Source organism: Streptomyces sp. 11-1-2, assembly GCF_003595545.1.
In the GTDB taxonomy this organism is placed as follows: Bacteria; Actinomycetota; Actinomycetes; order Streptomycetales; family Streptomycetaceae; genus Streptomyces; species Streptomyces hygroscopicus_B.
In genome coordinates this window covers 3,423,004-3,448,428 of the sequence record NZ_CP022545.1, presented here as the reverse complement: position 1 = coordinate 3,448,428, position 25,425 = coordinate 3,423,004, and the positions used below count along the sequence as shown (strand labels likewise).

General features: G+C 70.6%; 20 protein-coding genes and 1 pseudogene. 20 read left to right on the top strand and 1 reads right to left on the bottom strand.

All coding sequences use genetic code 11. The annotated features are described in order from the left end of the window. The first annotated feature begins 251 nt into the window (after nucleotides 1-251). From rsmH to CGL27_RS14455, 16 genes are all read left to right on the top strand, one after another. Nucleotides 252-1,214, top strand: coding sequence for a 16S rRNA (cytosine(1402)-N(4))-methyltransferase RsmH (rsmH, locus tag CGL27_RS14530; protein ID WP_078640930.1), 963 nt, complete (start codon nucleotides 252-254; stop codon nucleotides 1,212-1,214). Continuing rightward, nucleotides 1,211-1,795: a septum formation initiator family protein gene (locus CGL27_RS14525; RefSeq protein WP_078640929.1), complete on the top strand. Its 585-nt coding sequence runs from the start codon at nucleotides 1,211-1,213 to the stop codon at nucleotides 1,793-1,795. The genes rsmH and CGL27_RS14525 overlap by 4 nt, the downstream gene beginning before the upstream one ends. A 103-nt stretch (nucleotides 1,796-1,898) precedes the next feature. Further along, a complete protein-coding gene (locus CGL27_RS14520; protein ID WP_119987135.1) occupies nucleotides 1,899-3,881 on the top strand; it encodes a penicillin-binding protein 2 in 1,983 nt (660 codons plus the stop codon). A 114-nt stretch (nucleotides 3,882-3,995) separates the two neighbouring features. After that, entirely contained in the window at nucleotides 3,996-5,654 is a 1,659-nt protein-coding gene (locus CGL27_RS14515) for a UDP-N-acetylmuramoyl-L-alanyl-D-glutamate--2,6-diaminopimelate ligase (RefSeq protein WP_240450496.1), read from the top strand. A 62-nt stretch (nucleotides 5,655-5,716) separates the two neighbouring features. Further along, nucleotides 5,717-7,147 (top strand): UDP-N-acetylmuramoyl-tripeptide--D-alanyl-D-alanine ligase, encoded by a 1,431-nt coding sequence (murF, locus tag CGL27_RS14510; RefSeq protein ID WP_078640926.1) that lies wholly within the window; start codon nucleotides 5,717-5,719, stop codon nucleotides 7,145-7,147. Nucleotides 7,148-7,155: 8 nt separating this feature from the next. Then, nucleotides 7,156-8,223, top strand: coding sequence for a phospho-N-acetylmuramoyl-pentapeptide-transferase (mraY, locus tag CGL27_RS14505; RefSeq protein WP_078647351.1), 1,068 nt, complete (start codon nucleotides 7,156-7,158; stop codon nucleotides 8,221-8,223). Next, nucleotides 8,220-9,671: a UDP-N-acetylmuramoyl-L-alanine--D-glutamate ligase gene (murD, locus tag CGL27_RS14500; protein ID WP_205587692.1), complete on the top strand. Its 1,452-nt coding sequence runs from the start codon at nucleotides 8,220-8,222 to the stop codon at nucleotides 9,669-9,671. Before mraY ends, murD begins: the two co-directional genes overlap by 4 nt. A 56-nt stretch (nucleotides 9,672-9,727) precedes the next feature. Continuing rightward, on the top strand, nucleotides 9,728-11,179 hold the full coding sequence (gene ftsW, locus CGL27_RS14495) for a putative lipid II flippase FtsW (protein WP_119987129.1): 1,452 nt from the start codon (nucleotides 9,728-9,730) through the stop codon (nucleotides 11,177-11,179). Between the two features lie 6 nt (nucleotides 11,180-11,185). Beyond that, entirely contained in the window at nucleotides 11,186-12,280 is a 1,095-nt protein-coding gene (gene murG / locus CGL27_RS14490; RefSeq protein ID WP_078640925.1) for an undecaprenyldiphospho-muramoylpentapeptide beta-N-acetylglucosaminyltransferase, read from the top strand. 13 nt (nucleotides 12,281-12,293) lie between these two features. Next, a complete protein-coding gene (locus CGL27_RS14485; RefSeq protein ID WP_119987126.1) occupies nucleotides 12,294-13,091 on the top strand; it encodes an FtsQ-type POTRA domain-containing protein in 798 nt (265 codons plus the stop codon). Between the two features lie 276 nt (nucleotides 13,092-13,367). Further along, nucleotides 13,368-14,603, top strand: a complete 1,236-nt coding sequence (gene ftsZ, locus CGL27_RS14480; protein ID WP_078640923.1) for a cell division protein FtsZ — start codon at nucleotides 13,368-13,370, stop codon at nucleotides 14,601-14,603. A 43-nt stretch (nucleotides 14,604-14,646) separates the two neighbouring features. Next, complete coding sequence (gene pgeF / locus CGL27_RS14475) at nucleotides 14,647-15,387, top strand: peptidoglycan editing factor PgeF (RefSeq protein ID WP_119987124.1); 741 nt, start codon at nucleotides 14,647-14,649, stop codon at nucleotides 15,385-15,387. 3 nt (nucleotides 15,388-15,390) lie between these two features. Continuing rightward, nucleotides 15,391-16,110 (top strand): YggS family pyridoxal phosphate-dependent enzyme, encoded by a 720-nt coding sequence (locus tag CGL27_RS14470; protein WP_119987121.1) that lies wholly within the window; start codon nucleotides 15,391-15,393, stop codon nucleotides 16,108-16,110. Nucleotides 16,111-16,233: 123 nt separating this feature from the next. Then, entirely contained in the window at nucleotides 16,234-16,854 is a 621-nt protein-coding gene (sepF, locus tag CGL27_RS14465) for a cell division protein SepF (RefSeq protein ID WP_014060002.1), read from the top strand. An 82-nt stretch (nucleotides 16,855-16,936) separates the two neighbouring features. After that, nucleotides 16,937-17,233 (top strand): YggT family protein, encoded by a 297-nt coding sequence (locus CGL27_RS14460; RefSeq protein ID WP_014060001.1) that lies wholly within the window; start codon nucleotides 16,937-16,939, stop codon nucleotides 17,231-17,233. A gap of 49 nt (nucleotides 17,234-17,282) precedes the next feature. Continuing rightward, nucleotides 17,283-18,482, top strand: coding sequence for a DivIVA domain-containing protein (locus CGL27_RS14455; protein WP_119987118.1), 1,200 nt, complete (start codon nucleotides 17,283-17,285; stop codon nucleotides 18,480-18,482). Between the two features lie 228 nt (nucleotides 18,483-18,710). Here CGL27_RS14455 and ileS read toward each other — a convergent pair. Continuing rightward, nucleotides 18,711-21,847 (bottom strand): annotated as a pseudogene (gene ileS / locus CGL27_RS14450) (isoleucine--tRNA ligase). A 598-nt stretch (nucleotides 21,848-22,445) separates the two neighbouring features. Here ileS and CGL27_RS14440 point away from each other — a divergent pair. The 4 genes from CGL27_RS14440 (at nucleotide 22,446) to CGL27_RS14425 (ending at nucleotide 25,411) form a co-directional block, all read left to right on the top strand. After that, a complete protein-coding gene (locus tag CGL27_RS14440) occupies nucleotides 22,446-23,282 on the top strand; it encodes a TraR/DksA family transcriptional regulator (protein WP_119987115.1) in 837 nt (278 codons plus the stop codon). A 71-nt stretch (nucleotides 23,283-23,353) separates the two neighbouring features. After that, a complete protein-coding gene (gene lspA / locus CGL27_RS14435; RefSeq protein ID WP_078640917.1) occupies nucleotides 23,354-23,941 on the top strand; it encodes a signal peptidase II in 588 nt (195 codons plus the stop codon). A 67-nt stretch (nucleotides 23,942-24,008) separates the two neighbouring features. After that, the gene (locus CGL27_RS14430; protein ID WP_078640916.1) at nucleotides 24,009-24,950 is read left to right on the top strand and encodes an RluA family pseudouridine synthase; all 942 of its coding nucleotides are present in this window, start codon (nucleotides 24,009-24,011) and stop codon (nucleotides 24,948-24,950) included. Continuing rightward, on the top strand, nucleotides 24,947-25,411 hold the full coding sequence (locus CGL27_RS14425) for a GNAT family N-acetyltransferase (RefSeq protein ID WP_119987112.1): 465 nt from the start codon (nucleotides 24,947-24,949) through the stop codon (nucleotides 25,409-25,411). Before CGL27_RS14430 ends, CGL27_RS14425 begins: the two co-directional genes overlap by 4 nt. The last annotated feature ends 14 nt before the right edge of the window (nucleotides 25,412-25,425 follow it).

The window sequence follows — 25,425 nt, the reverse complement described above, 5'->3', positions numbered from 1 at the left end:
ACGCGCTGACCGGTTGGTTGACCGAAGGGACGAGTGGACTAAAGTGGCGCGAAGTGGGAGGCGTGACGCTCCCCTCGGATCCCGGAATTTCGCGTGAGCGCGGTGCGTACGTACCCCTCGGCCTCCTCCCGCTCCGGTCGCCTGACGTCACTTCCCCGGCGCCAGTAGGCCACTTCCCCTTCAGAGCGGGCGGGGACCCGGAGGTGCGTACCATCCTCGCCCGATCCTCAGAAGGGCGCACCAGCAGCGCAATGAGCAGCAACGCTCTCCACGTTCCCGTCATGCTCCAGCGCTGCCTGGACATGCTGGCCCCCGCTCTCGCCCGGCCCGGCGCGGTCGTGGTCGACTGCACCCTGGGCCTCGGTGGCCACAGCGAGGCGCTGTTGCGCGACTTCCCCGAGGTCCGCCTCATCGCGCTCGACCGCGACCCGTCCGCGCTGCGACTCGCCGGTGAGCGGCTCGCCCCGTACGGCGATCGGGCCACGCTGGTCCACGCGGTCTACGACGAGCTGCCCGAGGTCCTCGACCGGCTCGGCGTCCCGCGCGTCCAGGGGATCCTCTTCGATCTCGGCGTGTCCTCCATGCAGCTGGACGAGGCCGAGCGCGGTTTCGCCTACGCCCAGGACGCCCCGCTGGACATGCGGATGGATCAGACCACCGGCGTCAGCGCGGCGGAGGTGCTCAACACCTATCCGCCGGGCGAGCTGGTGCGCATCCTGCGGGCCTACGGCGAGGAGAAGTTCGCCAAGAAGATCGTGGACGCCGTGGTGCGCGAGCGCGCCAAGGAGCCGTTCACCAACAGCGCCCGGCTCGTCGAACTGATCCGCGCGGCGCTCCCGCAGGCCGCCAAGCGCACCGGCGGCAATCCGGCCAAGCGCACCTTCCAGGCGCTGCGGATCGAGGTCAATGGCGAGCTCGCGGTCCTGGAGCGGGCCATTCCGGCGGCCGTCGGGACACTCGCGGTCGGCGGGCGGATCGCCGTGCTCTCGTATCACTCGCTGGAAGACCGCCTGGTCAAGCAGGTGTTCGTGGCCGGTGCCCGCAATACGGCGCCGCCCGGGCTGCCGGTCGTCCCCGAGCAGTACCAGCCCCGGCTGAAGCTGCTCACCCGCGGCGCGGAGCTGCCCACCGAGGAGGAGATCGCCGAGAACCGGCGGGCCGCCCCGGCCCGGTTCCGGGGGGCGGAGCGCATCCGGGAAGAGGTCGGTCCATGAGCACGAGGGGGACAGGGCCGAAAGGCCGGCCGGTGCCGGGGGGTGCCACGGCCAGGCGCACGCCCTTCGTGCTGCTCGTCGTGGTCCTGCTCGGCTCCGGCCTGATCGCGCTGCTGCTGTTGAACTCCTCCCTCAACCAGGGGTCGTTCGAGCTCAGCAGGCTCGAGAAGCAGACCGGGGAACTCACCGACGAACGCCAGGCGCTCCAGCAGGACGTCGACCAGCTCTCCGCGCCCACCGCGCTGGAGCGGCGCGCCCGGGAGCTGGGGATGGTGCCCGGCGGCAGCCCCGCCTTCCTCAACCCGGACGGCACGGTCAGCGGGGTGCCCGCCCCCGCCTCGGGGCAGCCCTCGGTGCTCGGCGCCCCCGGCCCGGTGCTGCCGTCCGCGCTCGACCCCACGCTGTCCCAGGCGTCGCCCGCCCGGTCCGGGGCATCGCCCACCCCGTCCGCCGTCGCGCCGCCGACCACCACCCCGTCCGGGGCGGGCACGGGCACGGCCTCCGTGGCCCCGTGGGGGCTGCCCACCGCCCTCTCCACAACCTCCTCCGCCTCCGCGCAGTCCACCCCGGCCCCTCAGTAGGTGACACGGTGACGCGATCCCCAGTCCGCGCCCAGTCCGGCCCGCCCGCGCGGAGTACCGCCCGCGTGCGGTGGGCGGCCGCCGAGCCGAGGGCGGCCGTCGCGTGACCGCGCCCCAGGATCCCCGCCGCCGCAAAGTGCCCGGCCCGGCCGGTCCGCGCGGTGACCGCCGCCCGCGCCAGGACGCGGCGCGGCGCCCCGGCGGGCGCCAGGGAGGATCGTCCGGCCGTCCGGCGCAGCGCCCGCGCCCCGGTGCTGCCCAGCCGCTGCGGCTGGGCAGCCCGCGCCCCCGGTTGCGGCTGATCAGCCTCGGCCTCACCCTCGTCATGCTGGTCTTCGTCGTACGGCTACTGCAGGTGCAGGCCGTCGACGCCAGCGCCTACGCGGCCAAGGCCAATGTCAACCGCTACATCCCGGTGAAGCTCTCCGCCGAGCGCGGCTCCATCACCGACCGCAACGGCGTCGACCTGGCGACCACGGTGGACGCGTACGACATCACCGCCGCCCCCGACCTGCTCACGCCCAAGATGGCCAAGACCCGTGACGCGCCGCGCCAGGCCGCGGCCCTCCTCGCGCCGATCCTCGGCAAGGACGAGGCGGACCTGGAGAAGAAGCTCACCGGCAACCCCAAATCGCAGTACGTCGTGCTCGCCCGGCAGCAGTCCCCGCAGGTCTGGAACCAGATCAAGGACCTGAAGAGCGCCCTGGACGACTCGGCGTCCAAGGGCAAGGGCACCAATGTCCTGGCCGGGGTCAACCGCGAGGCGCACAGCAAGCGGGTCTATCCGAACGGGGATCTCGCCGCCGGGGTACTGGGATTCGTGGGCGCCGACGGCCGCGGCGCCGCCGGGCTCGAACAGCAGCTCAACAAGAAGCTCGCGGGCAAGGACGGCAAGCGCGTCTACGCCCAGTCGGGCGGCCACCAGGTGCCCACCGGGGACCTCAAGGAGCAGCCCGCGGTCCCCGGCAGCGACTACGAGCTGACCATCGACCGGGACATCCAGTGGGCCGCCCAGAGCGCCATCGCCGACCAGGTCCGCAAGTCCGGGGCCGACCGCGGCTATGTCATCGTCCAGGACACCCGCACCGGACAGCTCCTGGCGATGGCCAACGCCCCCGGCTTCGACCCCGGCGACATCACCACCACGGACGCCGACGACCTGGGCAACGCCGCGGTCTCCGACGCCTACGAGCCCGGCAGCGTCAGCAAGCTGATGTCCATGGCCGCCGTCCTCCAGGAGGGCGTGGCCCGCTGGGACACCCATGTGGTGGTCCCCAACCGGCTGCCGCGCGCCGACCGGGCCTTCGCCGACGACATCGACCATCCCACCTGGTACCTCACGCTCAACGGCGTGCTCGCCAAGTCCAGCAACATCGGCACGATCCTCGCCACCGAGCAGCTTGGGAAGACCAAGAAGCAGAAGAACCAGATCCTCTACTCCTATCTGCGGAAGTTCGGGATCGGCCGGCCCACCGGGCTCGGCTTCCCCGGCGAGACCCCGGGCATCCTGGCCCGGCCGCAGGACTGGAGCGCCTCGCAGCAGTACACCATCCCCTTCGGCCAGGGCCTGTCGCTCAACGCCGTCCAGGCGGCCTCCGTGTACTCCACCATCGCCAACGGCGGCGAGCGCGTCGCGCCCACCCTCGTCCGCGGCACCAGGGGGCCCGGCGGCGACTACACGGCCGCGCCCGCCCCCAAGAAGACCCGTGTCGTCGGTAAGGAGACCGCGAAGACGCTCGCCGAGATGCTCGAATCGGTCGTCGACGATCAGCAGGGCACCGGCGTCAAGGCGAAGATCCCCGGCTATCGTGTCGCGGGCAAGACCGGCACTTCCAACCGGGTGGACCCCAAGACCGGCCGCTACCGCGGCTACACCGCGTCCTTCGCCGGCTTCGCTCCGGCCGACAAACCGCGGCTGACCGTCTACTGTGCCGTTCAGAACCCGACGAAGGGCAGCTACTTCGGCGGTCAGGTCTGCGGACCGGTCTACAAGAAGGTCATGGAGTTCGGCCTGAAGGCCCTGCAGGTCCCGCCGTCCGGGAAGCAGCCCAAACGGCTCCCCGTGAGCTACAACCCGGGCCAGTGAGCGGACCCAGCAGTGACGACGATCACGCCGGACTCCGGGAACCACGGTCCGGTACGGCCCCGCTTCGCCGCCTCATTTCGCGGGGGAGCGGGTGTCCCGGGTACGCTCACCGCCGTGCCCCACGCTGATCAGTCCCAAACCCCTCAGAAGGACGTTTCTGTGGAATACCCGGGAGCGCCCCGCCCTCTCCAGGTCCGCCCGATCCCGCTGGCGGAGCTGGCGGATCAGCTGGGCGTCGATGCCCCCGAAGCCTCGGAGGGGGCCGCGATCACCGGGATCACCCATGACTCGCGAGCCGTGCGCCCCGGCGATGTGTACGCCGCGCTGGCCGGCGCCCGCCTCCACGGCGCGGACTTCGCCGCCCAGGCCGCCGACCTCGGCGCGGTCGCGGTGCTGACCGACCCGGCCGGCGCCGAGCGCGCCGCCGCCACCGGACTGCCGGTCCTGGCGGTGGACAACCCGCGCGGCCGGATGGGCGCGCTGGCCGCCACGATCTACGGCGAGCCGGGTGCGGACCTGCTGCAGATCGGCATCACCGGCACCTCCGGCAAGACCACGACCGCGTATCTCATCGAGGGCGGCCTCAAAGCCGCCGCGAAGCACGACGGCGGCCTTACGGGTCTCATCGGCACCGTGGAGACGCGGATCGGCGACGAGCGCATCAAGTCCGAGCGCACCACCCCCGAGGCCACCGATCTGCAGGCCCTGTTCGCGGTGATGCGGGAGCGCGACGTCCACTCGGTCGTCATGGAGGTCTCCAGCCACGCCCTGGTCCTCGGCCGCGTCGACGGCTGCGTCTTCGACGTCGCGGTCTTCAACAACCTCAGCCCGGAGCACATGGAGTTCCACTCCGGCATGGAGGACTACTTCCAGGCCAAGGCCCAGCTGTTCACCAAGGCCCGCAGCCGCGCCGGAGTGATCAATTACGACGACGAGTACGGCCGGCGGCTGATCGAGCAGTCCGAGGTACCCGTCACCACCTTCTCCGCCGAGGGCCACCCCGACGCCCACTGGCGCGCCGCGGATGTCGAGGTCGGCCCGCTGGGCTCGACCTTCACCGCCGTCGGCCCGAACGGTGAGTCCGTACGGGCCGCCGCGCCCCTCCCGGGCCCCTTCAACGTGGCCAACGCGCTCGCCGCCGTCGTCGCGCTCGCCGTCGCCGGGATCGACCCGCAGACGGCCGCCGACGGCATCGCCGCCGTCCCGGGCGTACCCGGCCGGCTGGAGCGGGTCGACGTGGGCCAGCCCTACCTCGCGGTCGTCGACTACGCCCACAAGACCGACGCCGTGGAGTCGGTGCTGCGCGCCCTCCGTAAGGTGACCGACGGCAAGCTGCACGCCGTCCTCGGCTGCGGCGGGGACCGCGACCGGCTCAAGCGCGGCCCCATGGGCGCCGCGGTGGCCCGGTACTCCGACACGGCCGTCCTCACCTCGGACAACCCGCGCTCCGAGGACCCGCTCGCGATCCTCGCCGCCATGCTCGCGGGCGCCGCCGAGGTGCCCGCTCACGAGCGCGGTGATGTGCTGGTCGAGGAGGACCGGGCCAACGCCATCGCGGCCGCCGTCGCCCGCGCCGAACCGGGTGACACCGTCATCGTGGCCGGCAAGGGCCATGAACTTGGCCAGGACATCGCCGGCGTGATCCGTGCCTTCGACGACCGCCAGGTACTCCGCGAAGCCATCGAGCTCAGTGAGCGAGCCCACAGGCGCGATGCCACGCGCCCCGAGGCGAGCTCACAACACCGGGACAATCACCAAGACGACCAGGGATGACAGACCGCCATGCGCGCACCAGCCCCCTCAAGGCAGCTCTCCCGCACGGCCGGAGGTGATCAGTGATCGCACTGTCCCTCACCGAGATCGCCGGCCTAGTCGGTGGACAGCCGCACGACATACCGGACCCGGACCTGAAGGTCACGGGCCCTGTTGTGATCGACTCCCGTGAGGTGCGGCCCGGCAGCCTCTTCGCCGCGCTCCCCGGGGAGCGCGTGGACGGCCACGACTTCGCCCGAAGGGCGATCGAGGCCGGGGCCACGGCGGTCCTGGCCGCCCGCCCCGTCGGCACCGCGGACGCCCCCGTACCGGCGATCGTCGTGCCCGATGTCATCGCCGCCATGGGAGCGCTCGCACGCGCCGTCGTGGAGCGCCTGGACGCCACTGTGGTCGGGCTCACCGGCTCCGCGGGCAAGACCAGCACCAAGGACCTCATCGCCCAGCTGCTCCAGCGCCGCGGCCCCACCGTATGGACGCCGGGCTCGCTCAACAACGAGATCGGCCTGCCGCTCACCGCGATGAGCGCCGACGAGGCCACCCTGCACCTGGTGTTGGAGATGGGTGCCCGCGGTAAGGGCCACATCCGGTACCTGACGGACCTCACCCCGCCCCGTATCGGACTCGTGCTCAACGTCGGCACCGCCCATATCGGAGAGTTCGGCGGCCGGGAGCAGATCGCCGAGGCCAAGGGCGAGCTCGTGGAGGCCCTGCCCCCCGCCGAGGAGGGCGGGGTGGCGGTGCTCAACGCCGACGACCCCCTGGTGCGCGCCATGGTGTCGCGCACCAAGGCCCGTACCGTCCTGTTCGGCGAGGCCGAGGACGCCGATGTGCGTGCCGGGAATGTCCGGCTCGCCGACGGCGGCCGCCCCGCCTTCACGCTTCACACCCCTACCGGGTGCAGCGAAGTGACCATGCGCCTGTACGGTGAGCACCACGTGTCGAACGCGCTCGCCGCGGCCGCCGTCGCCCACGAGTTGGGCCTGTCCGTCGACGAGATCGCCGTGGCGCTCTCCGAGGCGGGGCAGCTCTCCCGCTGGCGGATGGAGGTCACCGAGCGCTCGGACGGCGTGACGGTCGTCAACGACGCCTACAACGCGAACCCCGAGTCCATGCGAGCAGCGCTGCGCGCGCTGGCCGCCATGGGCGCTGCCACACCGGGGCGTCGCACGTGGGCGGTGCTCGGCCCGATGGCCGAGCTGGGCGAGGAGTCACTGGCCGAGCACGACGCGGTCGGGCGGCTGGCCGTCCGGCTCAACGTCAGCAAGCTCGTGGCGGTCGGCGGCCAGGAGGCCGCCTGGCTGGACATGGGCGCCAAGAACGAGGGTTCGTGGGGTGAGGAGTCGGTGCACGTGTCCGACGTGCGGGCAGCGGTCGATCTGCTGCGCAGCGAGCTGCGACCGGGGGACGTCGTGTTGGTGAAGGCATCCAGGTCGGTGGGGCTGGAGCGGGTCGCGCAGGTGTTGCTCGAGGGCGAGGGTGAGGGCGTCCGCTGATGGGTGGCATGAGGCAGATCCTCTTCTCGGGAGCCATCGGGCTCTTTCTGACCCTGATCGGCACCCCGCTGCTGATCAAGCTGCTGGCGCGCAAGGGCTACGGCCAGTTCATCCGGGACGACGGCCCGCGCACTCACGGCAGCAAGAAGGGCACGCCCACGATGGGCGGAATCTCCTTCATCCTGGCCACGCTGATCGCCTACGCCCTGGCGAAGTTGATCACGGGCAGCCAGCCGACCTTCTCCGGCGTGCTGGTGCTCTTCCTGTTCGCGGGCATGGGCCTGGTCGGCTTCCTGGACGACTACATCAAGATCGTCAAGCAGCGGTCCCTGGGCCTGCGGGCCAAGGCCAAGATGGCCGGTCAGCTGATCGTCGGTGTCGCGTTCGCGATCCTCGCGCTGAACTTCGCCGACGCGCGCCAGCAGACCCCCGCCTCCGACCGGCTCTCCTTCGTCCAGGACTTCGGCTGGTCGTTCGGCCCGGTGATCTTCGCGATCTGGGCGCTGTTCATGATCCTGGCGATGTCGAACGGCGTGAACCTCACCGACGGTCTCGACGGTCTGGCCACCGGCGCCTCCGTGATGGTCTTCGGCGCCTACACCTTCATCGGCGTCTGGCAGTACCAGGAGTCCTGCGCCAACGCGGAGACCCTCACCAACCCCGCGTCCTGTTTCGAGGTCCGCGACCCGCTCGACCTCGCGGTCGTCGCCTCTGCCCTGATGGGCGCGTGCTTCGGCTTCCTGTGGTGGAACACCTCGCCCGCCAAGATCTTCATGGGGGACACCGGTTCGCTCGCGCTCGGCGGCGCGCTCGCGGGCCTCGCCATCTGCTCCCGTACGGAGCTGCTGGTGGCCCTCCTCGGCGGCCTGTTCGTTCTGATCACCATGTCCGTGGTCATCCAGGTCGGCTCGTTCCGGACGACCGGGCGACGGGTCTTCCGGATGGCGCCACTCCAGCACCACTTCGAACTCAAGGGGTGGAGCGAAGTCCTTGTGGTGGTCCGGTTCTGGATCATCCAGGGCATGTGCGTGATCGTCGGCCTCGGCCTGTTCTACGCGGGGTGGCGAGCTTCGTGACGTCCGACGCCGTCGCCCTCGACGTGTCCGACCTCGCCGGACGGCAGGTCACCGTCGCCGGACTCGGCGTCTCCGGGGTCCCCGCGGCGCGTGCGCTGCGGGGCCTCGGGGCCTCGGTGACCGTGGTCAACGGCAGCGACGGCGAGGCGCAGCGCGCCCAGGCGGCCGAACTGGAGCCGCTGGGCATCACGGTCCGCCTCGGCGACGGCGAGACGTTGCCGAAGGGCACCGAGCTGATCGTGACCACCCCCGGGTGGAAGCCCACCAGCCCGCTCTTCCTGGCCGCCGCCGAGGCGAACGTGCCCATCTGGGGCGATGTGGAGCTGGCGTGGCGGCTGCGCGGTGAGGACGCCCCGCCCTGGCTCGCGGTCACCGGCACCAACGGCAAGACGACGACCGTAAGGATGCTGGCGGCCATCCTGGAGGCGGCCGGGCTGCGCACCGCCGCCGTCGGCAACATCGGCGTCTCGCTCCTGGACATCGTGCTGGGCGATACGCCGTACGACGTGCTGGCCGTCGAGCTCTCCAGCTACCAGCTGCACTGGGCGCCCTCGCTGCGCGCCCACTCCGGGGCGGTGCTCAACCTCGCCCCCGACCACCTCGACTGGCACGGCTCCATGGCGGCGTACGCGGCCGACAAGGGCCGGATCTACGAGGGCAACCAGGTGGCCTGCGTCTACAACGTGGCCGACCCCGCCACCGAGGACCTGGTGCGCGCGGCCGATGTCGAGGAGGGCTGCCGGGCGATCGGCTTCACCCTCGGCACCCCCGGCCCCTCCCAGCTCGGCGTCGTGGAGAACATCCTCGTCGACCGGGCCTTCGTGGCGGACCGGCAGAAGCAGGCACAGGAGCTGGCCGAGGTCTCCGATGTGAACCCGCCGGCCCCGCACAACATCGCCAACGCCCTCGCGGCGGCGGCCCTGGCCCGCTCCTTCGGCGTTCCGCCGAAGGCCGTACGGGACGGGCTGCGTGCCTTCCGGCCGGATCCGCACCGGGTGGAGCATGTGGCGGACGTCGACGGCGTGGCCTACATCGACGACTCCAAGGCGACCAACACCCATGCCGCGGAGGCGTCGTTGGGCGCCTATGAGCACATCGTGTGGATCGCGGGCGGGCTCGCCAAGGGGGCCACCTTCGACGAGCTCGTCCTTACGGCGGCCGAGCGGTTGCGCGGCGTCGTGCTGATCGGCGCCGACCGCGCGCTGATCCGCGAAGCGCTCGCGCGACACGCAGCAGATGTCCCGGTCGTGGACCTCGACCGGACCGACACTGGGGCGATGGCGGCGGCTGTGCGCGAAGCGGCGCGGCTCGCCCGGCCGGGCGATACCGTCCTGATGGCCCCGGCCTGTGCCTCGATGGACATGTTCATCAACTACAACAAGCGGGGCGACGCCTTCGCCGCGGCGGTTCAGGACCTGGCCTCCGGCCGGGGCCCGGACTATCAGTAGCCCGCCGGTCCCCCGGCGAGGACCGCCCGCGCGGGGAAACCGGAGGGGATAAGAACATGACGCCTGACCAGCCCGCCGCCCCGCGCTCCCGGCCGGCCCGCCCCGGCACCGGCCGCCCCGCGCCGCGCTCGGGCGGCGCCCCCCGGCTGCGGGAGGCCGTACGGGCGAAGGGCAAGGCGGCGTCCCCGGCCCGCCCGCGCGGCACAGCGGGCGCCTCCCGCCCTCCGCGCCGCCCGTCGAGGGGAAACGCCTTGGACGCGCTGCGCGGGCTGCAGCAGCGCCTCCGGAGGGCCTGGGACCGGCCGCTGACCGCGTACTACCTACTGCTCGGCGGCTCGCTGCTGATCCTGGTGCTCGGTCTGGTGATGGTCTACTCCGCCTCCCAGATCAAGGCGCTGCAGTCCGGGCTCTCACCGTCGTACTTCTTCCGCAAACAGCTTTTCGCCGCCGCGCTGGGCGGCGCGCTGATGCTGCTCGCCGTGCGGATGCCCATCAAACTGCACCGCGCCTTCGCCTATCCGCTGCTCGCGGTCTCGGTCTTCCTGATGTGTCTGGTGCAGGTCCCGGGCATGGGCATCGCGGTCAACGGCAATCAGAACTGGATCTCCTTCGGCGGCCCGTTCCTGCTCCAGCCCAGTGAGTTCGGTAAGCTGGCACTCGTCCTGTGGGGCGCCGATCTTCTCGCCCGCAAACAGGACAAGCGGCTGCTGGCCCAGTGGAAGCACCTGCTGGTCCCGCTGGTGCCCGCGACCGGCATGCTGCTCGGCCTGATCATGCTGGGCGGGGACATGGGCACCGCGATCATTCTCACGGCGATCCTTTTCGGCCTGCTTTGGCTGGCGGGCGCCCCTACCCGGCTCTTCGTGGGCGTCCTCGCCTTCGCCGGGGCCATCGGCATGCTGCTCATCAAGACCAGCGCCAACCGGATGTCCCGGCTCGCCTGTATCGGCGCCACCGAGCCCGGTGCGCACGATCAGTGCTGGCAGGCTGTCCACGGGATCTACGCGCTCGCCAACGGCGGCTGGTTCGGATCCGGACTCGGGGCGAGTATGGAGAAATGGGGCGAACTACCGGAACCGCATACTGACTTCATCTTCGCCATTACCGGGGAGGAACTCGGTCTGGCGGGGACGCTGTCGGTTCTCGTTCTCTTCGCGGCTCTAGGCTATGCGGGTATCCGCGTGGCCGGACGCACGGAGGACCCCTTCGTGAGGTACGCCGCGGGAGGCGTGACCACCTGGATCACGGCCCAGGCCGTGGTCAATATCGGTGCGGTGCTCGGTCTGCTGCCGATCGCCGGGGTTCCGCTCCCGCTGTTCTCCTACGGAGGGTCCGCCCTGCTGCCGACCATGTTCGCCGTCGGCCTGCTGATCGCCTTCGCACGGGCTGAGCCCGGTGCGCGAGCGGCGCTGGCCATGCGGCAGCCTGCTTTGCGGAAGAAGCTGGCTCGGGTGAGACGGAAGACGATGCGACGGCCCGTCAAGAGGCGGCCGTCCGGAGAGCGGTGAATTTCGGTGCATGTCGTACTCGCCGGTGGGGGGACCGCCGGCCACATCGAGCCCGCGCTCGCCCTCGCGGACGCCCTGCGGAGGCAGGACCCGACCGTGGGGATCACGGCGCTCGGAACGGAGCGTGGGCTCGAGACCCGGCTCGTACCGGAGCGTGGTTATGAACTCGGGCTCATCCCGGCCGTACCGCTGCCGCGTAAGCCCACCCCCGAACTGATCACCGTCCCCGGGCGGCTGCGCGGCACGATCAAGGCCGCCGAGCAGATCCTGGAGCGCACCAAGGCCGACTGTGTCGTCGGCTTCGGCGGCTATGTGGCCCTGCCCGGATACCTGGCGGCCAAGCGGCTCGGAGTGCCGATCGTCGTCCACGAGGCCAACGCCCGCCCCGGGCTCGCGAACAAGATCGGCTCGCGCTACGCCAAGTACGTGGCGGTCTCCACCCCCGACAGCAAGCTCCGCAACGCCCGCTACGTCGGCATCCCGCTGCGCCGCTCCATCGCCACCCTCGACCGGGCGGCGGTCCGACCCGAGGCCCGCGCGGCTTTCGGGCTCGACCAGAACCTGCCGACGCTGCTGGTCTCCGGCGGATCGCAGGGCGCGCGCCGGCTCAATGAGGTGGTCCAGGCGGTGGCGCCGTTCCTGCAGCGCGCCGGGATCCAGGTGCTGCACGCGGTCGGTCCGAAAAACGAATTGCCGCATGTGGACAACATGCCCGGAATGCCCCCCTATATCCCGGTATCGTACCTGGATCGGATGGACCTCGCGTATGCCGCGGCCGACATGATGCTCTGCCGCGCGGGCGCGATGACCGTCGCCGAACTGTCCGCCGTCGGGCTCCCGGCCGTCTACGTCCCCCTGCCGATCGGCAACGGCGAACAGCGGCTCAACGCCCAGCCGCTGGTCAAGGAGGGCGGCGGACTGCTGGTCGACGACGCCGAGCTGAGCCCCGAGTGGGTGCAGGGCAATGTGCTGCCGGTGCTCGGCGACCCGCACCGGCTGTACGAGATGTCCCGCCGGGCCGCCGAGTTCGGCCGCAGGGACGCCGACGAGCTGCTGGTCGGCATGGTGTACGAGGCGATCAGCGCACGCCGCCAGGCGTGAGAAGGCAGGGAGCGTGGCCGGACCGTCGACCGCCGAGCGCGGCGCACGAGGGACGACTCCGTCCGGCCCGCCCCCACGCTTCCTCCGGGCGCGCCGCCGGTTCCGGCTGCCCGGCCGCCGCCCGCTGCTGGTGACGACGGTGGCGGTGACCCTGCTCGGCGCCGGCGCCGTCTGGCTGCTGTACGGCTCGGGCTGGCTGCGGGCCGAGCGGGTGCGGGTCGCCGGCACCACCGTCCTCACCGCCGAGGAGGTGCGCTCCGCCGCCGACGTTCCGCTGAACACTCCGATGGTCGCGGTGGACACGGCGGCGATCGAACACCGGTTGCGCGAGCGGCTGCCGCGGATTGCAAAAGTGGACGTATCCCGGTCATGGCCGCACACCATCAGTCTGGTAGTGACGGAACGCAGGCCCGAAGCCATTGTCGAAGAGGGCGGGAAGTTCCATGAAGTGGACGCCGCGGGAGTCCGGTTCTCGACCGTGAGCAAGCGCCCGAAGGCGGTTCCGCTGCTGGAAATGGAGCCGGACCGGTCGCCGAGTTCGCGCCATTTCGGCCCCGCCGGACTGCGCCGCGAGGCGGTCCGGGTGGTCACCCAACTTCCCGAGAAGGTCCGCCAGGACACCCGTTCCCTCCGGGTCCGCTCGTACGATTCGATCACCCTGGAGCTGACCGGAGGCCGTACGATCGCCTGGGGGAGCGGAGAGCGAGGCGAGGCGAAGGCGAAGACGCTCACCGCACTGATGAAAGCGCAGCCGGACGCCGACCACTTCGACGTCAGTGCGCCGAGCGCTCCGGCGGTGTCTCGCAGTTGACCTGATACCGGCAGGCCAGCACCCTGGTTGGCTAGTCCACTGGGTGATCACATAGGGTGAAAAGAAAAGCGGGAGGTTCGGCGTGTTCATTGAACGCGCGCCACTTGTCGACTTAGTGTCCTGTTCCGAAGAGTCCGGGAAACAGAGGCACTGGTAACCCTAAACTTCAGCGTTAGGGTTGGGGTCGGCAATCGGAACCGTCCCATTCGGCATCAGTCGGCGCACCGCGGCAACGGCGGGGTGGCGACACGTAACTCGAGGCGAGAGGCCTTCGACGTGGCAGCACCGCAGAACTACCTCGCAGTCATCAAGGTCGTCGGCATCGGCGGCGGTGGCGTGAATGCCATCAACCGGATGATCGAGGTCGGGCTCAAGGGCGTCGAGTTCATCGCGATCAACACCGATGCACAGGCCCTCCTGATGAGTGACGCAGACGTCAAACTGGACGTCGGCCGTGAGCTCACCCGGGGCCTTGGAGCCGGCGCCAACCCGGATGTCGGCCGTAAGGCCGCCGAGGACCACCGTGAGGAGATCGAGGAGGTCCTCAAGGGGGCCGACATGGTCTTCGTGACCGCGGGTGAGGGCGGTGGCACGGGCACCGGCGGTGCGCCGGTGGTCGCCAATATCGCCCGCTCGCTCGGTGCCCTGACGATCGGTGTGGTCACCCGCCCGTTCACCTTCGAGGGCCGCCGCCGCGCCAATCAGGCCGAGGACGGCATCGCGGGTCTGCGGGACGAGGTCGACACCCTCATCGTGATCCCGAACGACCGGCTGCTGTCCATTTCGGACCGTCAGGTGAGCGTGCTCGACGCGTTCAAGTCGGCCGACCAGGTGCTGCTGTCGGGTGTTCAGGGCATCACCGACCTGATCACCACCCCGGGTCTGATCAACCTCGACTTCGCGGACGTCAAGTCCGTGATGTCCGAGGCCGGATCGGCGCTCATGGGCATCGGCTCGGCCCGTGGTGACGACCGCGCGGTGGCCGCGGCCGAGATGGCGATCTCCTCGCCGCTGCTGGAGGCGTCCATCGACGGCGCCCGGGGCGTGCTGCTCTCCATCTCCGGCGGTTCCGACCTCGGCCTGTTCGAGATCAACGAGGCCGCCCAGCTCGTGAGCGAGGCCGCCCACCCCGAGGCCAACATCATCTTCGGCGCGGTGATCGACGACGCGCTCGGCGACGAGGTCCGGGTCACCGTGATCGCGGCGGGCTTCGACGGCGGTCAGCCGCCCCCCAAGAACCGCGACAAGGTGCTGGGTTCCTACGGCGGCAGCCGCGAAGAGGGATCCGGCAGCTCTTCGAGCCGCCCGTCCGGCCAGGAGAACAGCCGCCCGTCCTTCGGCGGGCTCGGCAGCGTCACCTCGCGCGACGAGGAGTCCGCCCCGGCGGACCCGGCCCCGGTCGCCGAGGTGCCGCCGCCCCCGGTGCCCACCCCGCACCCCCAGGTCCCGCCGGCCCGCCCCTACCCGGAGAGCCAGGCCGAGGAGCTGGACGTCCCGGACTTCCTGAAGTGAGCCGTCCGGCATGGCTCGACGGCGACCTTGAAGTGAATCAGACGTGATAGCGCAACAGCACGACGCGAGCGGCGCGCACTTCGCCTTCACCGACCGGTGGGGCGGGGTGAGCGCCGCTCCGTATGACGAGCTCAATCTCGGCGGGGCGGTCGGCGACGACCCCCAGGCCGTACGGACCAACCGCGAACTGGCCGCCAAGGCGATGGGCCTGGACCCGGCGGCCGTCGTATGGATGAACCAGGTGCACGGCCGGGACGTCGCGATGGTCGACGGACCGTGGTCGGACGACGAGATTCCGGCGGTGGACGCGGTGGTGACGCGGCGTCCGGGGCTCGCCCTGGCCGTCCTCACCGCCGACTGCACCCCGGTACTGCTGGCCGATCCGGTGGCCGGGGTCGTCGGCGCCGCCCACGCGGGCCGGCCGGGACTGGTCGCCGGAGTGGTCCCGGCGGTGGTCAAGGCGATGACCGAACAGGGCGCCGAGACCGCCCGGATCGTCGCCCGTACCGGCCCCGCGGTCTGCGGCCGCTGCTACGAGGTTCCCGCGGAGATGCGCGCCGATGTCGCGCAGAGCGTGCCGGAGGCGTGGGCCGAGACCCGGTGGGGTACCCCGGCGGTGGATGTGGCGGCCGGTGTGCGGGCCCAACTGGCCCGCGCGGGTGTGCGGATGGACGAGAAGGATGGACAATCTCACATCTGCACCCTGGAGTCGGCGGACCACTTCTCGTACCGGCGCGAGCACACCACGGGGCGGCTCGCGAGCTACGTCTGGTTGGGCGGCTGAGCTGTGACGGATCGCAAGACGGAACTGGCCGCGAATCTGGCGCGGGTGACGGAACGTATCTCCGCCGCCTGTGCCGAGGCCGGTCGCAAGCGCGAAGAGGTGACCCTGATCGTGGTCACCAAGACCTATCCGGCGAGCGATGTCCGTTTGCTCGCGGAACTCGGCGTACGGCATGTCGCCGAGAACCGCGATCAGGAGGCCGCCCCCAAAGCCGCGGAATGCGCGGATCTGCCGTTGATCTGGCACTTTGTCGGGCAATTGCAGACCAATAAGGTGCGTTCCGTATCCAGTTATGCCGATGTGGTGCAATCTGTCGATCGTAAGCGATTGGTCGATGCGCTCTCCCGTGCGGCTGTGGGGGCCGCGCGGGAGATGGGCGTCCTGATTCAGGTCGCGCTCGACGCGGACTCCGATGAACGGGGAGCGCGCGGGGGCGTGGGACCGGGCGGAGTGGAACGGCTCGCGGAGTCCGTGGCCGAGGCCGAAGGACTCCGGCTCGACGGTCTGATGACCGTCGCCCCGCTGACGGGCCCCTACGAGGGGCGGCCACGGGCGGCGTTCGACCGGCTGCTGGAAATCTCATCCCGCCTGCGCGTGGCTCATCCGGCTGCGAACATGGTCTCGGCGGGGATGAGCTCGGATCTCGAGGAAGCCGTGGCGGCGGGAGCGACACATGTGCGCGTCGGCACTGCGGTACTCGGAGTCCGACCCAGCCTCCGGTAACGTCGCGAAGAAGTCGGACCACAGCAGAAAATATGGTCATTCCCGTCAAAAGGCGGGCTGGCCACGTGGATCCATGGCATCCGGTGGCGGAGCCGATCCACCACAGAGCGGAGGACGCAGAGAATGGCCGGCGCGATGCGCAAGATGGCGGTCTACCTCGGCCTCGTGGAGGACGATGGGTACGACGGCCGGGGATTCGACCCCGACGACGACTTCGAGCCCGAGCCGGAGCCCGAACGAGAGCGGGACCGTCGGCGTCATCAGGTAGTGGAGACCGAACCGCGGCCGGAAAGGGGCGAATCTGTGCGAGTCGTCCACCCTCCCGCACAACGTGAACCGGCTCCTCTTGCGGTGGAAACCGGGCGACCCGCGCGAATTGCCCCCGTGGCGTCCATCACACCTGAACGTCAGAACTTGGAGAAGAACGCGCCAGTGATCATGCCCAAGGTTGTGTCCGAGCGGGAGCCGTACCGCATCACCACACTGCACCCCCGGACCTACAACGAGGCCCGTACTATCGGGGAACACTTCCGTGAGGGCACTCCCGTGATCATGAATCTGACGGAGATGGACGACACGGATGCGAAGCGACTTGTCGACTTTGCCGCCGGTCTGGTGTTCGGTCTCCATGGGAGCATTGAGCGGGTGACGCAGAAGGTGTTCCTGTTGTCTCCTGCTAACGTCGATGTCACGGCGGAGGACAAGGCCCGTATCGCAGAGGGCGGGTTCTTCAACCAGAGCTGAGACGCAAAAACGGCAAACCGGCAACACCGAGTCATCCGAGGCCGAAAGGCCGGGTACGAACCAGGGGAGAGGGACGCGCGGGATGGGCATCGCACTACAGGTGATCTACATCGCGCTCTACTGCTACCTGATCGTGCTGATCTTCAGGCTCGTGATGGACTACGTCTTCCAGTTCGCGCGCTCGTGGCAACCCGGTAGGGCGATGGTGGTCATCCTCGAGGCCACCTACACTGTCACCGATCCGCCACTCAAGCTGCTACGGCGGTTCATTCCGCCGCTGCGTCTCGGGGGTGTGGCGCTCGACCTGTCCTTCTTCGTGCTGATGATCATCGTCTGGATCCTGATCACCGTCGTGAGCAATTTTGCGAGCAGGGTGTGAACGATACGGTCTTGCCGATTGCCGACGACTACGTTGAGGTGAAGTAGAGATGCCGTTGACCCCCGAGGACGTGCGGAACAAGCAGTTCACGACCGTCCGCCTCCGAGAAGGCTATGACGAGGACGAGGTCGATGCCTTCCTCGACGAGGTCGAAGCCGAACTGACCCGGCTGCTACGGGAGAACGAGGACCTGCGCGCCAAGCTGGCCGCAGCGACCCGTGCCGCCGCCCAGAGTCAGCAACAAGGTATGCGCAAGCCTCCCGAACAGCAGGAGAGGCCCGGCGCACCTGTGCCCGCCGCCATATCCGGACCGCAGCCGGTGCCGCCCGGCCAGCAGCAGATGGGTGGTCCGCCCCAACTCCCGGGCGGAGCCCCGCAGCTGCCGGCGGGTCCGATGGGCCAGAACGGCCCCGGACCGATGCAGCAGGGCGGACCCGGTCCGATGCAGCAGGGTGGCCCCGGCCCCATGCAGCAGGGCGGACCCGGCCCCATGGGTCAGAACGGTCCGATGGGCCAGAACGGCCCCATGGGTCCCGGCGGTCCCATGGGTGGCCCGATGGGCGGTCCCGGTGGCCCCGGCGGTCCTGGCGGCCCCGGTGGCCCGCAGCTGCCGCAGCCGGGTCAGGGCCCGGGCGGCGACAGCGCCGCGCGCGTGCTCTCGCTCGCGCAGCAGACCGCCGACCAGGCGATCGCGGAGGCCCGTTCCGAGGCCAACAAGATCGTCGGCGAGGCCCGTAGCCGCGCCGAGGGTCTGGAGCGGGACGCCCGCGCCAAGGCCGACGCTCTGGAGCGGGACGCGCAGGAGAAGCACCGTGTCGCGATGGGCTCCTTGGAGTCCGCTCGTGCCACGCTCGAGCGCAAGGTCGAGGACCTGCGCGGCTTCGAGCGCGAGTACCGCACGCGGCTGAAGTCGTACCTGGAGAGCCAGCTGCGCCAGCTGGAGAACCAGGCCGACGACTCGCTCGCTCCGCCGCGTACCCCGGCGACCGCCTCGCTGCCGCCGTCCCCGTCGATGAGCGGCTCCATGGCCTCGGCCGGCGCCGGCTCGATGGGCGGCCACACCATGGGTGGCAACCAGACCATGGGCGGCCACAACCCGAACGGCGGAGCGCCGTCCTACGGTGGGCAGCAGCAGATGTCTCCCGCGATGACCCAGCCGATGGCACCGGTGCGGCCGCAGAGTCCGCAGCCGATGCAGCAGGCGCCCAGCCCGATGCGGGGCTTCCTCATCGACGAGGACGACAACTGACGCGGGCCGTTTAGCGCGGAGCGTTCGGCAATCACAAGGGCCGGGCCCCAGGAGCAGACTCCTGGGGCCCGGCCCTTTGCCGTGCATGCGGACTGCCGGAGGCTTTCCCCTACCCGCCCTTTCCCGTAACCGGGGCTCCGCCCCGGACCCCGGTCCTCAATCGCCGGACGGGCTGAAATCAGCCCGTCCGGCGTTCGGGAAGAGGGGAACAGAACCCCCGCCGGAGCGTTACGCCTTGCGGAGGCGGAACGTCAGGCCCAGGGGGGCGTCCTCGAAGGGAGTGCCGTACGCGGCGTCGGCCTCGCCCGTGGCGAAGTCGGTCGCGAGGACCTCATCCGCGATCAGGCCCGCGTGATCCGTGAGCGCCTGCCGCAGCTCCTCGTCCGCCGTCTCCCACCGCAGCGCGATCCGGTCGGCCACGTCCAGCCCGCTGTTCTTACGGGCCTCCTGGATCAGCCGGATCGCGTCACGGGCGAGACCCGCGCGGCGCAGCTCCGGGGTGATCTCCAGGTCGAGGGCGACCGTGGCGCCCGCGTCGGAGGCGACCGACCAGCCCTCGCGCGGGGTCTCGGTGATGATGACCTCGTCGGGGGAGAGGGCTACCGTCTCGCCGTCCACCACGACCGACGCGTTCCCCTCGCGCAGCGCGATCGACAGCGCGGCCGCTTCCGCCTCCGCGATCGCCTTGGCGACCGGCTGGGTTCCCTTGCCGAACCGCTTGCCCAGGGCGCGGAAGTTGGCCTTCGCGGTCGTGTCGACCAGGGAGCCGCCGACCTCGCTCAGCGACGCCAGCGAGGAGACGTTCAGCTCCTCCTCGATCTGGGCGCGCAGTTCGGCGCCGAGGGTTTCGAAGCCGGCCGCCGCGACCAGCGCGCGCGACAGCGGCTGGCGCGTCTTCACACCGGACTCCGCGCGGGTCGCGCGCCCCAGCTCCACCAGGCGCCGCACCAGCGCCATCTGTACCGAGAGGGCCGGGTCGATCATCGACCGGTCCGGCTCCGGCCAGGTGGTCAGGTGCACGGACGCGGGGGCCTCCGGGACCACCGGGACGACCAGGTCCTGCCAGACCCGCTCGGTGATGAAGGGCACCAGGGGCGCCATCAGCCGGGTGACCGTCTCGATGACATCGTGCAGGGTGCGCAGCGCGGCGGCGTCGCCCTGCCAGAAACGGCGGCGGGAGCGGCGCACGTACCAGTTGGACAGATCGTCGACGAAGGCCGACAGCAGCTTTCCGGCGCGCTGGGTGTCGTACGCCTCCAGGGCCTCGGTGACCTGCTCGGTGAGCGTGCCCAGCTCGCCCAGCAGCCAGCGGTCCAGCAGCGGCCGCTCGGCCGGGGTCGGGTCGGCCGCGGACGGCGCCCAGCCCGAGGTGCGGGCGTACAGCGCCTGGAAGGCGACCGTGTTCCAGTAGGTGAGCAGCGTCTTGCGCACGACTTCCTGGATGGTGCCGTGGCCCACCCGCCGGGCCGCCCACGGCGAGCCGCCCGCGGCCATGAACCAGCGGACCGCGTCGGCGCCGTGCTGATCCATCAGCGGGATCGGCTGAAGGATGTTGCCCAGGTGCTTGGACATCTTGCGGCCGTCCTCGGCCAGGATGTGACCGAGGCAGACCACGTTCTCGTACGAGGACTTCTCGAAGACGAGCGTGCCGACCGCCATCAGCGTGTAGAACCAGCCGCGGGTCTGGTCGATGGCCTCGGAGATGAACTGCGCCGGGTAGCGGCTCTCGAAGAGCTCCTTGTTCCGGTACGGGTAGCCGTACTGCGCGAACGGCATCGAGCCCGAGTCGTACCAGGCGTCGATGACCTCGGGCACCCGCTCGGCGGTCAGCGAGCAGCCGTCGGCGGTGCAGGTGAAGGTGATGTCGTCGATGTACGGGCGGTGCGGGTCAAGACCGCTCTGGTCGGTGCCGGTCAGCTCGGAGAGCTCGGCGAGGGAGCCGACGCAGGTGAGATGGGACTCGGCGCAGCGCCAGATGGGCAGCGGGGTGCCCCAGTAGCGATTGCGCGACAGCGCCCAGTCGATGTTGTTATTGAGCCAGTCGCCATAGCGACCGGTCTTGACCGATTCGGGATACCAGTTGGTCTTCTCGTTCTCGCGCAGCAGCGCGTCCTTGATCGCGGTGGTGCGGATGTACCAGGACGGCTGGGCGTAGTAGAGCAGCGCGGTGTGGCAGCGCCAGCAGTGCGGGTAGCTGTGCTCGTACGGCACATGCCGGAACAGCAGCCCGCGCTCCTTGAGGTCTGCCGTGAGCGCCTCGTCGGCCTTCTTGAAGAACTGGCCGCCGATCAGGTCGAGACCCTCCTCGAAGGTGCCGTCCGGGCGGACCGGGTTGACCACCGGCAGACCGTAGGCACGGCAGGTCAGCAGGTCGTCCTCACCGAAGGCGGGGGACTGGTGGACCAGACCGGTGCCGTCCTCGGTCGTCACATACTCGGCGTTGACGACGAAGTGCGCGTCGGGGATCTCCACCAGCTCGAAGGGGCGCCGATAGGTCCAGCGCTCCATCTCGGCCCCGGTGAAGGACTCCCCGGTGACGGTCCAGCCCTCGCCGAGCGCCTGCCCGACCAGCGGCTCGGCGACGACCAGCTTCTCCTCGCCGTTGGTGGCGACCACATAGCGCACCTCCGGATGCGCGGCCACGGCGGTGTTGGAGACCAGGGTCCACGGCGTGGTCGTCCACACCAGCAGCGCCGCCTCGCCCGCCAGCGGGCCCGAGGTCAGCGGGAAGCGGACGAAGACCGAGGGGTCGACGACCGTCTCGTAGCCCTGGGCCAGCTCGTGGTCGGACAGCCCGGTGCCGCAGCGCGGGCACCAGGGGGCGACCCGGTGGTCCTGGACCAGCAGCCCCTTGTTGAAGATCTCCTTCAGGGACCACCACACCGACTCGATATAGCCGGGGTTCATGGTCCAGTACGCGCCGTCGAGGTCGGTCCAGTAGCCCATCCGCGTGGTGAGCTCGGCGAAGGCGTCGGTGTGCCGGGTGACGGACTCCCGGCACTTGGCGTTGAACTCGGCGATGCCGTACGCCTCGATGTCCTTCTTGCCGTTGAAGCCCAGCTCCTTCTCGACCGCCAGCTCGACCGGCAGGCCATGGCAGTCCCAGCCCGCCTTACGGTCGACGTGGTAGCCCCGCATGGTGCGGAAGCGCGGGAAGACGTCCTTGAAGACGCGGGCCTCGATGTGGTGGGCGCCCGGCATGCCGTTCGCGGTCGGGGGCCCTCGTAGAAGACCCACTCAGGCCGTCCTTCGGACTGCTCGAGGCTACGGGCGAAGATCTTGTTCTCCCGCCAGAAGTCGAGCACGGCGTGCTCGAGGGCGGGCAGGTCGACCTGGGCGGGCACCTGGCGGTACTGCGGCGTCATCGGGGCTCTTCTTCCTCCGGCGGACACGTGCTCTTCCGTTTCCGTCGGAGGGACGAGAGCCGTGCGCTCCCGCGGTACCACCCTCCTTGACCGGTAGCTGGTCGGCTCCCGGCCCCCTCATTGGGATCGCGATGCCGGTTCTACTGACCCAGTGCGGGCGTTCTTCCGGCGGCTCCGGGGTGATCCTTCACATCGCGCTCGCCCCCGGGCTCACACCGTCCCCGGGTCGCTCTGGGCCGCCTACGACGCTACTCGTCCCCATCCACGCCTCTCGCTGCGCCCCAGTGTACGGCGCCCAGGGGACCGGGGCCGACCGAATATGGCGCTGCGCCGAGTGGGGGACGGCCGGCTCCGGGGATTGACCCGAATGGCGATACGCGGGGTGTCGTGGTCGCGGTCGTCACGCTGGGTCACCGTCGGGTACCGGATTCCGGACGGATTACCGGGCGCGGGGTGGGGCACAAAGGTGGGGACCGGGTTGTCGTACGGGCAAGCCGGGCGAATCGGGCGGCGTGCCCCGTTGCCGCCCGCCCGGAGTCGATTTATCGTTCCGGAACGATTCGCGCGCAAGATCACAATATGTGAAGGGGCCGCGGCCATGGTGGCGAGAAAGACCGCTGTGCAGAAGAGCACGGCGAAGGCGACGAAGGCCGCGCCCGGCAAGAACAGCGCCTCGGGCAAGAAGGCCGTCAACAACAAGACCGCGGCGCCCGCCGGAGCCGCCGCGCAAGGCGCCGCCAAGGCGGCCAGGAAGAGCGCCCCGAGGAAGAACTCGGAGACGCCCACCAGGAACCACGCATCCGCCGAGACGGTCGCGCCGGCCGAGGAGGGCGTGGCCGAGGAGACCGTGGCCGGGGCCACGGCCGGTAGGACCACGGCCAGGAAGGCCGCGCCCGCCGACAAGGCGGTGCCCGCGAAGAAGACGGGAGCCAGGAAAGTGGTTGCGAAGAAGACTCCGGGTGGTGCGCCGACCGACAAGAAGGCCACGACGACCGCATCCCCCTTGCCCAAGGCCCGTGCGGCGGGCGCGCCCGCCGACCCCAGCGAGCTCGCGGTGCGCCCGGGCGAGGATCCCTGGTCCGCCGAGGAGGTGGACGAGGCGCGCGCCGGGCTGCTGACCGAGGCCGGACGGCTGCGCGCCGAGATCCTCGCCTCCGAGCAGGCGATCACCGGGCTGATGCGCGACTCCGGCGACGGCGCCGGCGACGACCAGGCCGACACCGGCACCAAGAACATCACCCGCGAGCATGAGATGGCCCTGGCCGGAAACGCCCGGGAGATGCTGCTGCAGACCGAGCGGGCCCTGGAGCGGCTGGACACCGCGACCTACGGGCTGTGCGAGAACTGCGGCAATCCGATCGGCAAGGCCCGGATGCAGGCGTTCCCCAGGGCCACGCTGTGCGTCGAGTGCAAGCAGCGCCAGGAGCGGCGCTGACGCCCGTACGCATGTGCCGTACCCTCGTCCCTCACAGGGGGAGACTGGCCCGGACGAGTTGAGGGACTCACGTGACAGAGGCGGAGCAGGCCATCGGTACGCCGGATGCGGGGAAGGCAGAGGAGGGTGCCGGGCCCAGCGCTGCCGGAGCCGATGAGGCCGCGGCGGGCAGGGGGAAGCGGCACGTCGGCGTGCTCCTTACGGTCGCGGCGCTGGCCTATCTGATCGATCTGGTCAGCAAGCTGGCCGTGGTCGCGAAGCTGGAGCACCACGCTCCGGTCGAGGTGATCGGCACCTGGCTGCAGTTCGAGGTGATCCGCAACCGGGGCGCGGCCTTCGGCTTCGGCGAGGCCATGACCATCGTCTTCACGGTGATCGCGGTCGGCGTCATCGTGGTGATCGCGCGGCTGGCCCGCAAGCTCCACAGCCTGCCCTGGGCCATCGCGCTCGGTCTGCTGCTCGGCGGCGCCTTCGGCAATCTCACCGACCGGATCTTCCGGGCGCCCGGAGACTTCCAGGGAGCGGTCGTGGACTTCATCGCGCCCTCCCACTTCGCGGTCTTCAACCTCGCCGACTCGGCCATCGTCTGCGGCGGCTTCCTGATCGTGATCCTGTCCTTCCGCGGTCTGGACCCGGACGGCACGGTCCACAAGGACTGACGAGAGCCGGGCGGCCGGTATCCGACGGGCGTACGAACCGGTGCTTCCGGTCCGGCATACTCGTCGGGTGAGTACGATTCCCGAGATCCGCACCCTGCCCGTACCGGACGGTCTGGAGGGCGAGCGCGTCGACGCCGCGATCGCCCGCATGTTCGGCTTCTCCCGGACCAAGGCGGCCGAGCTGGCCGCCGCCGGAAAGGTGCAGCTCGACGGCGCCGTGGCCGGGAAGTCCGACCGGGTCTCCGGGGGTGCCTGGCTCGAGGTCGAGTTGCCGCAGGCCGCGCCGCCGGTGCGGGTTGTGGCCGAACCCGTCGAGGGCATGGAGATCGTGCACGACGACGAGGACATCGTGGTCGTCTCCAAGCCGGTCGGCGTCGCCGCCCACCCCAGCCCCGGCTGGACCGGCCCCACCGTGATCGGCGGGCTCGCGGCCGCCGGCTTCCGCGTCTCCACCTCGGGCGCCGCCGAGCGCCAGGGCATCGTGCACCGGCTGGACGTCGGCACCTCCGGGCTCATGGTCGTCGCCAAGTCCGAGCTCGCGTACTCCGTGCTCAAGCAGGCCTTCCGCGAGCGCACCGTGGACAAGCGCTACCACGCGCTGGTCCAGGGCCACCCGGACCCGCTGAGCGGCACCATCGACGCCCCGATCGGGCGCCATCCGCAGCACGACTACAAGTGGGCGGTGACGGCGGACGGCAAGCCGAGCGTCACCCACTACGACCTCATCGAGGCGTTCCGGGCCGCGAGCCTGCTGGACATCAAGCTGGAGACCGGCCGCACCCACCAGATCCGGGTGCATATGGCGGCCCACCGCCACCCCTGTGTCGGCGACCTCACCTACGGTGCGGACCCGACGCTCGCCAAGCGGCTGAAGCTGACCCGGCAGTGGCTGCACGCCATGCGGCTCGGCTTCGAGCACCCCGCGCACGGCGAGTGGGTCGAGTTCGAGAGCGCCTACCCCGACGATCTGCGCGGGGCGCTGGACATCGTGAAGGCCGAGAGCGCGTGATCGAGGTCGTGGCCGACGGGGATCTGTCCGGCTGCTTCGCGGTCCGCCGGGAGGTCTTCGTGGTGGAGCAGCGGATCCCCGAGGAGGAGGAGATGGACGCGTACGACGCGTACGCCGTCCACCTCCTGGCCACCGACGGCGCGGGCCGCCCGGTGGGCACCGCGCGCTTTCTGCACGGCGCCGCCGCGGACAAGAAGTACGCCCACGCCGGTGTCGACGGCGCCACCACCGCCGTTCTCGGCCGCCTCGCGGTGGCCAAGGTCGCGCGGGGCACGGGGCTGGGGGCCGACCTGGTCCGGGCCGTCGAGGCGGAGGCCCACCGGCGCGGCCTGGCCGAGGTCTATCTGGAGTCCCAGACCCATGCGCTCGGCTTCTACGAGCGGCTGGGCTACGAGGCGTTCGGCCCCGAGTTCGACGAGGGCAGCGGCATCCCCCACCGCGCGATGCGACGGCCGTTGTAGCGGTCCGACGGTGC

Bases quoted from the DNA above. Each gene is read 5' to 3' on its own strand.
- CGL27_RS14525 (WP_078640929.1), top strand. From the start codon at position 1,211: ATGAGCACGAGGGGGACAGGGCCGAAAGGCCGGCCGGTGCCGGGGGGT.
- rsmH (WP_078640930.1), top strand. From the start codon at position 252: ATGAGCAGCAACGCTCTCCACGTTCCCGTCATGCTCCAGCGCTGCCTG.
- CGL27_RS14440 (WP_119987115.1), top strand. From the start codon at position 22,446: ATGGTGGCGAGAAAGACCGCTGTGCAGAAGAGCACGGCGAAGGCGACG.
- mraY (WP_078647351.1), top strand. From the start codon at position 7,156: ATGAGGCAGATCCTCTTCTCGGGAGCCATCGGGCTCTTTCTGACCCTG.
- CGL27_RS14460 (WP_014060001.1), top strand. From the start codon at position 16,937: ATGGGCATCGCACTACAGGTGATCTACATCGCGCTCTACTGCTACCTG.
- CGL27_RS14455 (WP_119987118.1), top strand. From the start codon at position 17,283: ATGCCGTTGACCCCCGAGGACGTGCGGAACAAGCAGTTCACGACCGTC.
- sepF (WP_014060002.1), top strand. From the start codon at position 16,234: ATGGCCGGCGCGATGCGCAAGATGGCGGTCTACCTCGGCCTCGTGGAG.
- ftsW (WP_119987129.1), top strand. From the start codon at position 9,728: ATGACGCCTGACCAGCCCGCCGCCCCGCGCTCCCGGCCGGCCCGCCCC.